Source organism: Streptomyces fragilis, assembly GCF_003112515.1.
Taxonomy (GTDB): Bacteria; Actinomycetota; Actinomycetes; order Streptomycetales; family Streptomycetaceae; genus Streptomyces; species Streptomyces fragilis.
Genome location: NZ_BEVZ01000002.1, coordinates 1,585,608 through 1,597,195 on the forward strand (window position 1 = coordinate 1,585,608; position 11,588 = coordinate 1,597,195).

General features: G+C 73.2%; 12 protein-coding genes. 7 read left to right on the plus strand and 5 right to left on the minus strand.

Annotated features, from left to right (window positions below; translation table 11 throughout):
• Positions 1-12: 12 nt before the first annotated feature.
• On the minus strand, positions 13-663 hold the full coding sequence (locus Sfr03f_RS08730) for a nucleoside/nucleotide kinase family protein (RefSeq protein ID WP_108953065.1): 651 nt from the start codon (positions 661-663) through the stop codon (positions 13-15).
• A 146-nt stretch (positions 664-809) separates the two neighbouring features.
• On the opposite strand from Sfr03f_RS08730, the gene Sfr03f_RS08735 reads away from it, so the two are divergent.
• Positions 810-1,598, plus strand: coding sequence for a class I SAM-dependent methyltransferase (locus Sfr03f_RS08735; RefSeq protein ID WP_108953066.1), 789 nt, complete (start codon positions 810-812; stop codon positions 1,596-1,598).
• A 70-nt stretch (positions 1,599-1,668) separates the two neighbouring features.
• On the opposite strand, the gene Sfr03f_RS08740 is transcribed toward Sfr03f_RS08735, so the two are convergent.
• On the minus strand, positions 1,669-2,754 hold the full coding sequence (locus tag Sfr03f_RS08740) for an acyltransferase family protein (protein WP_108953067.1): 1,086 nt from the start codon (positions 2,752-2,754) through the stop codon (positions 1,669-1,671).
• Positions 2,755-2,898: 144 nt separating this feature from the next.
• On the opposite strand from Sfr03f_RS08740, the gene Sfr03f_RS08745 reads away from it, so the two are divergent.
• Positions 2,899-4,551 carry an N-6 DNA methylase gene (locus Sfr03f_RS08745; RefSeq protein WP_108953068.1) on the plus strand — a complete coding sequence of 551 codons (1,653 nt, stop codon included), beginning with the start codon at positions 2,899-2,901 and terminating at the stop codon, positions 4,549-4,551.
• A gap of 213 nt (positions 4,552-4,764) precedes the next feature.
• Here Sfr03f_RS08745 and Sfr03f_RS30875 read toward each other — a convergent pair whose 3' ends face one another.
• Positions 4,765-5,430, minus strand: a complete 666-nt coding sequence (locus tag Sfr03f_RS30875) for a collagen-like domain-containing protein (RefSeq protein ID WP_218028137.1) — start codon at positions 5,428-5,430, stop codon at positions 4,765-4,767.
• 229 nt (positions 5,431-5,659) lie between these two features.
• Between Sfr03f_RS30875 and Sfr03f_RS08755 the strand changes: the two genes are divergently transcribed.
• A complete protein-coding gene (locus tag Sfr03f_RS08755; protein ID WP_159105593.1) occupies positions 5,660-6,022 on the plus strand; it encodes a hypothetical protein in 363 nt (120 codons plus the stop codon).
• Here the strand turns inward: Sfr03f_RS08755 and Sfr03f_RS08760 are convergent.
• Positions 5,976-6,668 carry an HAD family hydrolase gene (locus tag Sfr03f_RS08760; RefSeq protein WP_245967467.1) on the minus strand — a complete coding sequence of 231 codons (693 nt, stop codon included), beginning with the start codon at positions 6,666-6,668 and terminating at the stop codon, positions 5,976-5,978. The two genes, Sfr03f_RS08755 and Sfr03f_RS08760, sit on opposite strands and share 47 nt — an antisense overlap.
• Before the next feature lie 442 nt (positions 6,669-7,110).
• Here Sfr03f_RS08760 and Sfr03f_RS08765 point away from each other — a divergent pair, with 442 nt between their 5' ends.
• From Sfr03f_RS08765 to Sfr03f_RS08780, 4 genes are read left to right on the plus strand one after another with little or no spacing between them, the layout of a single operon-like run.
• Positions 7,111-8,184, plus strand: a complete 1,074-nt coding sequence (locus Sfr03f_RS08765) for a glucose-1-phosphate thymidylyltransferase (RefSeq protein ID WP_108953071.1) — start codon at positions 7,111-7,113, stop codon at positions 8,182-8,184.
• Positions 8,181-9,158, plus strand: coding sequence for a dTDP-glucose 4,6-dehydratase (rfbB, locus tag Sfr03f_RS08770; protein WP_108953072.1), 978 nt, complete (start codon positions 8,181-8,183; stop codon positions 9,156-9,158). Before Sfr03f_RS08765 ends, rfbB begins: the two co-directional genes overlap by 4 nt.
• Before the next feature lie 52 nt (positions 9,159-9,210).
• Positions 9,211-10,095 carry a dTDP-4-dehydrorhamnose reductase gene (rfbD, locus tag Sfr03f_RS08775; protein ID WP_108953073.1) on the plus strand — a complete coding sequence of 295 codons (885 nt, stop codon included), beginning with the start codon at positions 9,211-9,213 and terminating at the stop codon, positions 10,093-10,095.
• Positions 10,092-10,898, plus strand: coding sequence for a class I SAM-dependent methyltransferase (locus tag Sfr03f_RS08780; RefSeq protein WP_108953074.1), 807 nt, complete (start codon positions 10,092-10,094; stop codon positions 10,896-10,898). Before rfbD ends, Sfr03f_RS08780 begins: the two co-directional genes overlap by 4 nt.
• A gap of 84 nt (positions 10,899-10,982) precedes the next feature.
• On the opposite strand, the gene rfbC is transcribed toward Sfr03f_RS08780, so the two are convergent.
• A complete protein-coding gene (rfbC, locus tag Sfr03f_RS08785) occupies positions 10,983-11,588 on the minus strand; it encodes a dTDP-4-dehydrorhamnose 3,5-epimerase (RefSeq protein ID WP_108953075.1) in 606 nt (201 codons plus the stop codon).

Consider the following 11,588-nt stretch of genomic DNA (forward strand, 5'->3'; position numbering starts at 1 on the left):
CGGGCGGGGCGTTCACCGCGGGTCCAGCGGTCCCTCCACGGTGATCACACGGTCGCAGGCGTCCCGGGTCGCGGCCACCAGTTCCCCGTTGGGCCGGTCGTTGCCCGCCACCCAGGCCCGCGCCGCCTCGGCGGTGAAACCGGTCGAGGTGTGCCGCCCGTGCAGGCGCTCCTCCCGCACCGCCTCGGGGGTGTCCAGGAACCAGAGCGCGTCCAGACAGGCGCGGGCCGCCGGCCAGGGGCCCTCGCCCAGGGCGAGGTAGTTCCCCTCGGTGACCACCAGCCGCGCCATGGGCTCCACCACATGGAGCGCCGCCACCGGCTCGTGCAGGGTCCGCGAGTAGCCGGGCGCGTACACCGGCTCCTCGCCCTGCTCCCGGATCCGCCGGAGCAGCGCGGCGTAGCCCCAGCCGTCGAAGCTCGGCTCGGAGCCCTTCCGGCCGGCCAGCCCCAGCCGCTCCAGCTGGAGGTTGGAGAGGTGGAAGCCGTCCATCGGCACGTACGCCGCCGTGCCCGGCCCCAGCCGGGCGGCGGCGGCCGCCACCAGGTGCTCGGCCAGGGTCGACTTCCCGGCCCCCGGCGCCCCGGCGATGCCGAGGATCACCCGCCCGGGGGCCCTCTCCGTCAGTGTCAGCGTCTCCCGCAGCAGTGTCGTGGCGTCCATGCCGCCATCGGACCACGTCCACCGCGAGGGTCGCAGCCCCGGCTGTGACTCAGCTCTCCGCGAGGCGTCCTGTCGTGCCCCACGGACCGTGCGCGAGGATCGGCGGACGATCTTGTGTGAACGTCTTCGAAGCACAGGGAGCACCCATGGAGCGCAGCGACCGGAGCAACCCGGACTTCGGGCTCACCGCGGAGGACTACCGGCGCCACCGCGCCGGGTTCCCCCCGGAACTCGTCACCCGTCTGGCCGGCCACGGCGTCGAGGCGTCGGGACGTGACGTCCTGGACGTCGGCACCGGCACCGGCAGCCTGGCCCGTCTGATGGCCCTGGCCGGCGGCAGGGTCACCGGCCTCGACCCGGCGGCCCCGCTGCTGGAACAGGCCCGGCAGCTGGACGCCGAGGCCGGCGTGGGCGTCGAGTACCGGGTGGGAACCGCCGAGGCCACCGGTCTGCCGGACGGCGCCTTCGACGTCGTCACGGCCGGTCAGTGCTGGCACTGGTTCGACGCCCCCCGCGCCGCCGCCGAGGTCCGGCGGCTGCTGCGCCCGGGCGGCCACGTGGTGATCGCCCACTTCGACTGGCTGCCGCTGCCCGGCAACGTGGTGGCCGCCACCGAGGACCTGATCCTCGCCCACAACCCGGACTGGTCCATGGCGGGCGGCACCGGCCTCCACCCGCGCTGGCTGACCGACCTGGCGACCGCCGGGTTCCGGGACATCGAGACCTTCTCCTTCGACCTCGAGGTGCCCTACCGGCCCGAGGACTGGGTGGGCCGGATCCGCGCCAGCGCCGGGGTGGGCGCGAGCCTCCCGGAGGAGGGTGTGCGGGCCTTCTCCGACGAGCTCACCGCCGTCCTGCGCGACCGCTTCCCCGGGGACCCGTTGCGCGTCCCGCACCGGACCTGGGCGGTGACCGCCCGCGCACCCCTCGCCTGACCCTCCCACCCCTCGCCCGACCCGCGCGCCTCCCGCGCGGGTCAGGCGTCCCGCTCCCGTAGAGGGCCGTCTACCGCCGGACGGCCTCGCGCGGCTCGCGGAACGCCCGGTCGGCCCTCGGCTCCACCACCGGCCGGAACAGCCGCCGCACCGGCGCCGTGCACAGCGCCGTCACCACCAGCGCGCCGAGCACCGTCACCGCCAGGAGCCCGGCGCCGCCGTAGGGCCGCAGCAGGTCGTAGAAGTCCGTGTGCGCGAGGAACTTCATGAAGAAGCCGTGCAGCAGATAGCCGTACAGGGTGCCCTCACCGAGCGCGGTGAACCACGTCCGGCGGGCCGGTACCCAGGCGAGGAAGCAGACGACCAGGGCCACGCCGCAGCCGAACAGCAGCAGCGTCATCAACGGTCCCGCCCACCAGGGCATGCCCAGCTGCTGCGCGGCGCTGCTGTGGTAGAGCCAGGCGTAGTTCAGCCGGGGAACCGCCCACCAGGCCGCGGCCAGGCCCGCCGCCGCCACCGGTACCGACAGTGCCCGCACCGCGGGGTGCCGCACCAGCGCGAAGTGCTCCGGCCGCAGACCCAGCCCGAGGACGAAGTAGGGCAGGAACTGCAGCACCCGCTGCAGGTCGAGGTCCTCGCCGATCGAGGGGGAGAGGGCGGCCAACATCGCCATCCCCAGCGCCACCGGCAGCGGCCACCGCAGCGACCGCCACAGCGGCGCCGTCAGCCGCCACACGAAGAGCGCCGCCAGGAACCAGGTCACGTAGGTGGGGTCCAGCAGGGTGACGGGCCGTCCGGGGTCGTCGTCGCTCCAGCGGGTGAAGAGCGCGTAGGCGGTCTCGAAGAGGACGTAGGGCAGGACGAAGCCGGTCACCAGCCGCCGGACCCGGTGCGGCGAGGCGTCGAAGGAGCGGGAGAAGTAGCCGGAGACCACGATGAACGCCGGCATGTGGAAGGCGTAGACGAACATGTAGAGGGCGAGGACCCCACGGTCGCCCTCCCGCAGCGGCTCCCAGATGTGGCCGACCGCCACCAGGAGGATCGCCAGGAACTTGGCGTTGTCGAAGAACGCGTCGCGGGAGGCCGGCGCGCCCAGGCCCTGGTCCTGATCCGGGGCCGGGCGGGTCCGGGGAGCGGTGGAGGTCGCCGTTGACATGCGCGTGCGCCTCACCGGCCGGGCGGAGGCCAAACCTCCGCATCCACCCCTATGACGCACTTCACTCGTTCGAAGCAATCCGCGTGAACGGTGTCAACGTTCCTTCGTTGAACAGTTCCCCCGGCGCTGTGTACGGTGTGCGCCATGACTGACAGCGCTGGGAGCCAGGCGGCAGGAGCTTTGGTGACCGGCTCGGAGATCGCCCGTCTCGCCGGCGTCACCCGCGCCGCCGTCTCCAACTGGCGAAGACGGTACGACGACTTCCCGGAACCGGCCGGCGGCGGCCCCAACAGCCCGCTCTTCGACCTCGCCGAGATCCGGTCCTGGCTGGAGCGCCAGCGCAAGGGGCAGGACGTCTCCGACGAGGTCAGGCTCTGGCAGACCCTGCGCGGCGCCTACGGCGACGACATGGTCACCGCCCTCGCCGACACGGCCGCGCACGTCGACGACCCGGACGCGCTCACCCCGCTCCCTGAGGAGGCCGTACGGCTCGTGGGGCGCCTCCTGGACCGGGGCTCCGCCGCCGACCTCGTCACCGGACTCGCGGAACGCTTCACCGACTCCGTCCGCCGCGCCGCCTCCGACCAGGTCACCACCGCCCGCGTGGTGCGCGCCGTGCGCCACTTCGCCGGTCGCGTGGCCAAGGACGCCGTGGTCCTCGACCCCGCCTGCGGGATCGGCACCCTGCTCCTGTGCGTGGGACCCGAGCGCGGACCGCGGCGCCACGGGCAGGAGATCGACCCGGACAGCGCGCGGTTCGCCCAGCTGCGGGCCGACCTGACGGGTCGCGCCGGAGTGGAGATCGCGGTCGGGGATTCGCTGCGCGAGGACCGGCTGGCGGAACTCAAGGCCGACCTGGTGGTCTGCGACCCGCCCGTCGGGGACACCGACTGGGGCCGGGAGCAACTCCTCCTGGACCGCCGCTGGGAGCTGGGCACACCGTCCCGGGCGGAGAGCGAACTCGCCTGGCTGCAGCACGCGTACGCGCACACCGCCCCCGGCGGCCGGGTGCTGATGGTGATGCCCGCCTCGGTCGCCTACCGCAAGGCGGGCCGCCGCATCAGGGCCGAACTGGTCCGGCGCGGCATCCTCACCCAGGTCACCGCGCTTGCCCCCGGCACCGCCGCCTCGCACGCGCAGCCCGTCCACCTCTGGCACCTGCGCCGCCCCACGGGGCCCGGCGACACCGCCGCCGCCGTCCGTATGGTCGACCTCACCGCCAACGACCCGGACGGACCGCTGGAACCCGGCCCCGCCCAGACGGCGGAGATCGCCCTGATCGACCTGCTCGACGACACCGTCGACCTCACCCCCGGGCGCCATGTCGAGGACTCCACCCGTGACTTCGCCGCCGAGTACCAGGAGCTGCGGCGACAGCTCGACGAGCGGCTGGCGCGGCTCGGCCCGCTGCTGCCCGCGCTGACCGAGGGACGGGGCCCCGGTTCCCTGGACGGGTCCACCGTGAGCGTCGCCGAGCTCGCGCGGGCCGGGCTGGTCACCCACGGGGAGGACGAACCCGTCTCGACCAGCGAGCAGTTGGACACCGACTACCTGCGCGGCTTCCTGCGCTCGTCGGTCAACGTCCGCCGCTCCACCTCGCTCAGCGGAACGTTCCGCCTCGACGGGCGGGGCGCGCGGGTGCCGCAGATGGACATCGAGGAGCAGCGCCGGTACGGGGCGGCGTTCCGCACCCTGCGGGAGTTCGAGGCCTGCGCCCGCGAGATCGCCGACCTCACGGCGCGGATCGCCGAACTGGCGGGCGAGGGCCTGGGCAACGGGGCGCTGACCCCCGGTTAGCACGCGCCGACCGGCCCCGAACGCTCCGGGCCGGCCCTGGACGCCGCGGGTCTGCCCCGGACGCCCCGGGCCGGCCCCGACAACTGCGGGTCTGTCCTGGATGCACGGGGCCGGCCCGATACGCAAGGGGCCGGCCCGGGAGTCTCCGGGCCGGCCGTCGTCACGTGTGGATCGCCCCTCCACCGGTGCCCCGGGGGTGGAGGGACGTCTCCGCTACGTGGTGGGGGTCAGGGGGAGGCAGATGGCGTCGACGGTGAACGACACCGTCTCGCCGCTCGTGTTCCTGACCGTGCCGGTCCAGCCGTTCGCGCCGTTCGGGGCCGACTCGAGCACCGTGACCTCGTCGAGCAGGTCGTCGGCCACGCTCACGCCGCCGCCGGTGAGCGTGCTGGTCGCCGGGCAGGTGGCCGTTTCCGTCCCGGTCTCCCCGGCGTCGGCCTCGCCGGTCTCGGTCTCCAGGAAGGTCGGGATGACCTCGCCGGGGTCACCCTCGGGGCCCGCCGGACCCTGCGGTCCCGCCGGGCCCTCAGGGCCTTGCTCACCCTCAGGTCCTTCGGGGCCTGCCGGCCCCTGGGCGCCCGCCGGGCCTGCCGGTCCCGCCGCGCCCGCGGGGCCCGCGGGACCGGCGACGCCCGCCGGACCCTGCGGCCCGGACGGACCCGGCTGACCCTGCGGCCCGGACGGCCCGGGCTCGCCCTGCGGACCGGCGGGGCCGGGCCTGCCGCCCCCGCCGTCGCACGAGTGGTCGCAGTCGTGCGCGGCGGCCCGGTCCGTGCCCGCCTCGGCGGCCATGACCTGCGGTGCCACCGCGCCGGAGACGAGGGCCGCCGTCAGCACGGGCAGGCCTGCGCGGCAGAGCCGGCGTATCGACTTCTTCAAGGTTGCTCCCGATGGGGTGAGGGGGCCCGGCTGCGGGGAGCACGTCCAGCGGTTCCCGCCGGGCTTTCGATCGACGTCACCGATCCCAGCACGCGGCGCGACACCCCGCCCGGCGAGAACACTCCTCCGGGCTAGCGAGGCGGGCGGACGCCATCCGGACGGACGTGCGCCGGGACCGTCCGGGGACCCGCGAGAACGCCGCAGCGGCCAGGTGAGCAGGGGGAATCCGATGGAGCACAGGCCCGATCCGATCCAGATCATCACCCGCCCCAGCGCGTCGGTGGCGCAGGACCGGATCCAGGCGCTGGGGGCCTGGATGGACGCCGCCCGCCACGCCGGGTGGCGGGTGGACCCCCTGGACGAGCCGGTGGACTGGCCGGCGGGGGAGTGCGGCCTGGTGGACATCGAAGGACTGCGCTACCTGCTCCGGGTCGGTCTGCGCGGCCGGACCCGGGCCGTGCTGCTCCCGGCCGCGCACGCGGACCGCGCCGTGGCCCGGCCGCTCGCGGGCGACCCGGCGAGCGCCACCCGCCCGGTGCTCCAACTCACCACGTGGGCCGAGCCGCTGTTCGACGCGGAACCTCGCCGGTGACCGCTCCCGCGGGCGCCGCCGCGGCAGCGGTGAACAGCGGCTCCAGCGCCTGCCGCAGGTCCTCGACGCAGCGGTACGGCACGGCGGACATGCCGATCGCCGCGGCCGCCTCGGTGTTCTCCGTCCGGTCGTCGACGAACAGACAGCGCTCCGGTGCGACACCGGCCAGCCGGCAGGCCCTCCGGTAGATCGCCCGTTCGGGCTTGGCGACGCCCTCCCACGCGCTGTTGACGACGTGATGGGCGAGATCGGCGATCCCCATCGCCTCGAGTTCGCGGTCGAGTCCGGCCGTCGCGTTGGTCACGATCACCAGCGGCACCAGTTCCCTTGCCCGGCGCAGCAGTTCGACCGCCTCGGGGTCCGCGTGGAACGGCGCGTCCGTCATGGCCCGGGCCAGTTCACGGGCCCGGCCGGGCGGCACGAAGGCGGCCATCCGCCGGGCGACGGCGTCCGTCCACCGCCCGACGTCGATTCGTCCGAGCAACAGCGGGAGATCGAGCTCCGGCGCGTAGGCCACCGACGCGGTGAGACCCGGCATGAGGCCCGACTCCCGCTCGAGCGCGGTGAGTTCGGAGAAGTCGTAGAACCGGACGACGTTGTCGAGGTCGCAGAGCACGGCGTCGAAGCCGCTCGGCAGGGGTGTCACGGGCCCCAGCCTGTCACAGGTGTCCGAGCCGGGTCCCGGCGTGTCCCCCCCAGGTCACGCCGGGACCAGTCGGCCCCCCTGATGATCCCCCCCGGGATCCCCCCTCAGGTCCCCCCGAGTCGCACCGGCCCGCCCCCCGACGAGGCGGTGCGTCCGAGGGAGACGCTACACGAACGTGTCGGGTTGCACCAGAGCCTCGTTCTGTTGACATCGTCAACGGAAACTTTCGAACCGGAGGCCAACACGCAGGTGAGGAAGTGCGGAAAACGCGGCTTGGGTTGATCGACGGCCGACCGGCGAGGAAGGTTGTACGGCGGGGAGGAAATTTTTCCGGCTCCATCCGGGGGCCCCGCGGAACGGCGTGTCACGCGGAAGCGGGAAAAGGCCGTCGCATCGTTCGGTTCGCCGTCCGGCGGGGGCGCTCGCGGCTAGTGTGGGCCGAATGAAGGCTCTTGTCCTGTCAGGTGGAGCCGGCACGCGACTGCGGCCGATCACCCACACGTCGGCCAAACAGCTCGTGCCGGTGGCCAACAAGCCGGTGTTGTTCTACGGACTGGAATCCATCGCGGACGCCGGGATAACCGAGGTCGGGATGATCGTCGGGGAGACCGCCGACGAGATCCGCGCCGCGGTCGGGGACGGCTCGCGCTTCGGTCTCCGGGTGACCTACATCCCGCAGGAGAAGCCTCTCGGACTGGCCCACGCGGTCCTGATCGCGCGGGACTTCCTCGGCGAGGACGACTTCGTCATGTACCTCGGCGACAACTTCATCGTCGGCGGCATCAACGACATCGTCGACGACTTCCGCGCCAGCCGCCCCGACGCCCAGATCCTGCTGACGAAGGTCCCCGACCCCCGCGCCTTCGGCGTCGCCGTCCTCGACGACGAGGGCCAGGTGGTGACCCTGGAGGAGAAGCCCGAGCGGCCCGAGAGCGACCTCGCGCTGGTCGGCGTCTACCTCTTCACGCCCCGGATCCACCAGGCGGTCCGCTCCATCGAGCCCTCCTGGCGGGGCGAACTGGAGATCACCCACGCCATCCAGCGGCTGATCGACGACCGGGCCACCGTGCGGTCCACCGTCATCCAGGGGTACTGGAAGGACACCGGGAACGTCGTCGACATGCTCGAGGTGAACCGGATGGTCCTCGAGTCCCTGGAGCCGCGCAACGACGGAGAGGTGGACGAGGAGAGCGAGACCGTCGGCCGGGTCGTGATCGAGGCGGGCGCGCGGGTGACCCGCTCGAGGATCGTGGGCCCCGCCGTCATCGGCGCCGGCACCCGGGTCGACGACTCCTACGTCGGACCGTTCACCTCGGTGGGCGAGAACTGCACCGTCAGCGGCAGCGAGCTGGAGTTCTCCATCGTGCTGCGGGACGCCACCATCCTGGGCGTCGGACGCATCGAGTCCTCCCTCATCGGCCGCCACGCCGAGGTGACCACGCAGTCGGCGCCCGGCGTCCCCAGCGCCCACCGTCTCGTTCTCGGCGACCACAGCAAGGTGCGGATCCAGCCATGACCACCCCGAACCTCCTCGTCACCGGCGCCGCCGGTTTCATCGGGTCCGCCTACGTGCGGAACCTCCTGACCGACGGCGCGGCGGACCTGCGCGTCACCGTCCTCGACAAGCTCACCTACGCGGGCACCCTCGACAACCTGCCGCTGGACCACCCGCGCCTGGAGTTCGTCCAGGGCGACATCCGCGACGCCGAGCTGGTGGACAAGCTGATGGGCGCCGCCGACCAGGTCGTCCACTTCGCCGCCGAATCCCACGTGGACCGGTCGATCACCGGCGCCGCGGACTTCGTGCTCACCAACGTGGTCGGCACGCAGACGCTGCTGGACGCCGCGCTGCGGCACGCGGTGGGACCCTTCGTGCACATCTCCACCGACGAGGTCTACGGCTCCATCGAGTCGGGGTCCTGGCCGGAGACGCACCCCCTCGCGCCCAACTCGCCGTACTCCGCCTCCAAGGCCTCGTCCGACCTGCTCGCCCTGGCCTACCACCGGACCCACGGCCTGGACGTCCGCGTCACCCGCTGCTCCAACAACTACGGGCCCCGCCAGTTCCCCGAAAAGGTGATTCCTCTCTTCGTCACCAACCTCCTCGACGGCAGGAAGGTGCCGCTCTACGGGGACGGGCGCAACGTCCGCGACTGGCTGCACGTGGAGGACCACTGCCAGGGCGTCGAACTCGTGCGAACCCGGGGCGCAGCAGGGGAGATCTACAACATCGGCGGTGGCACCGAGCTCTCCAACAAGGAGCTCACCGGTCTGCTCCTGGAGGCCTGCGGGGCCGGCTGGGACATGGTCGAGCACGTCGAGGACCGCAAGGGACACGACCTGCGTTACTCCGTCGACTGGGACAAAGCGCGGACCCAACTCGGCTACCATCCCCGGCACGACTTCTCCACCTCTCTCGCCGCCACCGTCAACTGGTACCGCGAGAACCGGGGTTGGTGGGAGCCGTTGAAGGAACGGGCCGGCGGGTGAGCCGTCGGTCCGGTACCGGCCGGCGGAGCACGGGAAGTACGGAGAAGCGCGCATGAGATGGCTCGTCACCGGCGCAGCGGGCATGCTCGGCCGGGACACCGCGCGGGAACTGGAGCGCCGCGGCGAGGAGACGGTGGCCCTCGGCCGCGCCGAACTGGACATCACGCGTGAGGACGACGTCCGCGCCGCCCTCGCCGCGCACCGGCCGGACGTGGTCGTCAACTGCGCGGCCTACACGGCCGTCGACGACGCCGAGAGCGACGAGGCGACCGCCCTGCGCATCAACGGCGACGGCCCCCGGACCCTCGCCAGGGCCTGTGCCGCGCAGGGCGCGGCCAGCCTGATCCACGTCTCCACCGACTACGTCTTCGACGGCCGGGCCACCACCCCCTACCCCGAGGACCACCCCACCGCCCCCCGCACCGCCTACGGCCGCACCAAACTCGCCGGCGAGCGGGCGGTCCTCACCGAACTGCCCGGACGCGGCGCCGTGGTGCGCACCGCCTGGCTCTACGGCGTCCACGGCGGGAACTTCGTGCGCACCATGACCGACCTGGAGTCCCGCCGGGACACCCTCGACGTCGTCGCCGACCAGCGCGGCCAGCCCACCTGGAGCGCCGACGTCGCCGGCCGGATCGCCGACCTCGGCGCCCGGCTCGGCGCGGACGACCCGGACGCCACCGGCGTCTTCCACGCCACCAGCTCCGGCGAGGCCACCTGGCACGAACTGGCCCAGGAGGTCTTCCGCCTGCTCGACGCCGACCCCGCCCGGGTGCGCCCCGTCACCAGCGAGGCGTTCCCGAGGCCCGCACCCCGTCCCGCCTACAGCGCCCTGGCGCACCACCGGTGGCGGCCGCTCGGCCTGCCGCCCCTGCGCGACTGGCGCGCCGCCCTTCATGTTGCCCTCCCGCTCATCCGCAAGGAGTCCTGTTCGTGAAGCGCCACGAGTTCCTGAGGGAGCTCCACAAGACCTGCGCCAACCGGAACTACCTGGAGATCGGCGTCAACGACGGCCGCAGCCTCACCCTCTCCCGGGTCCCGAGCATCGCCGTCGACCCCGCCTTCAAGGTGGTCACCGAGATCCGGTGCGACGTGCACCTGGTGAAGGCCACCAGTGACGACTTCTTCGCCCGCGAGAACCCGCTGGGGCACCTCAAGGGCGGCCGTCACCCGCTGCGCAACCTCGCCCGCAACCGCAGTCCCCTCGGCTACTGGCAGGACGTCACGCTGGACCTGTCGTTCATCGACGGCATGCACCTCTTCGAGTACGCCCTGCGGGACTTCATCAACGTCGAGAAGCACTCCGACTGGGCCAGCGTCGTCGTCCTCGACGACATGCTGCCGCGCAACGTCGACGAGGCCGCGCGCGACCGGCACACCAACGCGTGGACCGGCGACGTCTACAAGGTCGTCGAGATCCTGCGGCGCTACCGGCCCGACCTGCGGACCGTGCTGGTCGACACCCAGCCCACCGGCCAGCTGCTGGTCTTCGGCGCCGACCCGTCCAACACGGTGCTGCAGGACAAGTACGACGAGATCATCGCCGAGTTCGAGGTCCCCGACCCGCAGAAGGTGCCCGAGTCGATCCTCGGCCGCACCACCGCGGTCCGCGCCGAGGACCTGCTGAACGCCGGGTTCTGGAAGCCGCTGGTCCACGCCCGCAACCGGGGCACCAAGCGCGCCAAGGGCTGGGAGCAGCTGAGCAGGTCACTGGACCGCCTGACCGGCGAGCGGGCCTGACCGGCGAGCGGGCCTGACGGACGACGGCGGAGGCCGGGACCCCGGGGTCCCGGCCTCCGCCGTGCCGTGCCACGCCGCGCGCCCTCACACGGACTCGTCGCCCCGCAGCTTCTCGTAGTACGCGACGCACTCCTCGTACACCGGCAGCAGCCCCGCCGCGCGGGCCTGCGCCAGCGAGGGCGCCGCCGCGTCCTTCGGGGAGAGGACCGGCTCGAGGTCGGCCGGCCACCGGATGCCCAGCTCGGGGTCGAGCGGATGCACCCCGTGCTCACGGCCGGGGGAGTAGCCGGTGGAGCACAGGTACAGCACCGTGGCGTCGTCGGTCAGCGCCATGAACGCGTGGCCGATGCCTTCGGCGAGGAAGACCGCGTGCCGGTTCTCCTCGTCCAGCCGGACCGCCTCCCACCGCCCGAAGGTGGGGGAGCCGACCCTGATGTCCGCCATCACGTCCAGCACCGCGCCCCGGGCGCAGGTCACGTACTTGGCCTGCCCCGGCGGGACGTCCGCGAAGTGCAGCCCGCGCAGCACGCCCCGGCGGGACACCGAGCAGTTGGCCTGGGCGAGCGACAGGTCGTAGCCGGTGGCCGCCCGGAACGCCCCTCCCCGGAACCACTCGTGGAAGCTGCCCCGGTCGTCGGGGAAGACCTCCGGTTCCAGCAGCCAGGTTCCCTCGATGGTCAGCGGTCGCAC

Coding starts and splice junctions, on each gene's coding strand:
- Sfr03f_RS08730 (WP_108953065.1), bottom strand. CDS start 663: ATGGACGCCACGACACTGCTGCGGGAGACGCTGACACTGACGGAGAGG.
- Sfr03f_RS08735 (WP_108953066.1), top strand. CDS start 810: ATGGAGCGCAGCGACCGGAGCAACCCGGACTTCGGGCTCACCGCGGAG.
- Sfr03f_RS08740 (WP_108953067.1), bottom strand. CDS start 2,754: ATGTCAACGGCGACCTCCACCGCTCCCCGGACCCGCCCGGCCCCGGAT.
- Sfr03f_RS08745 (WP_108953068.1), top strand. CDS start 2,899: ATGACTGACAGCGCTGGGAGCCAGGCGGCAGGAGCTTTGGTGACCGGC.
- Sfr03f_RS08755 (WP_159105593.1), top strand. CDS start 5,660: ATGGAGCACAGGCCCGATCCGATCCAGATCATCACCCGCCCCAGCGCG.
- Sfr03f_RS08765 (WP_108953071.1), top strand. CDS start 7,111: ATGAAGGCTCTTGTCCTGTCAGGTGGAGCCGGCACGCGACTGCGGCCG.
- rfbB (WP_108953072.1), top strand. CDS start 8,181: ATGACCACCCCGAACCTCCTCGTCACCGGCGCCGCCGGTTTCATCGGG.
- rfbD (WP_108953073.1), top strand. CDS start 9,211: ATGAGATGGCTCGTCACCGGCGCAGCGGGCATGCTCGGCCGGGACACC.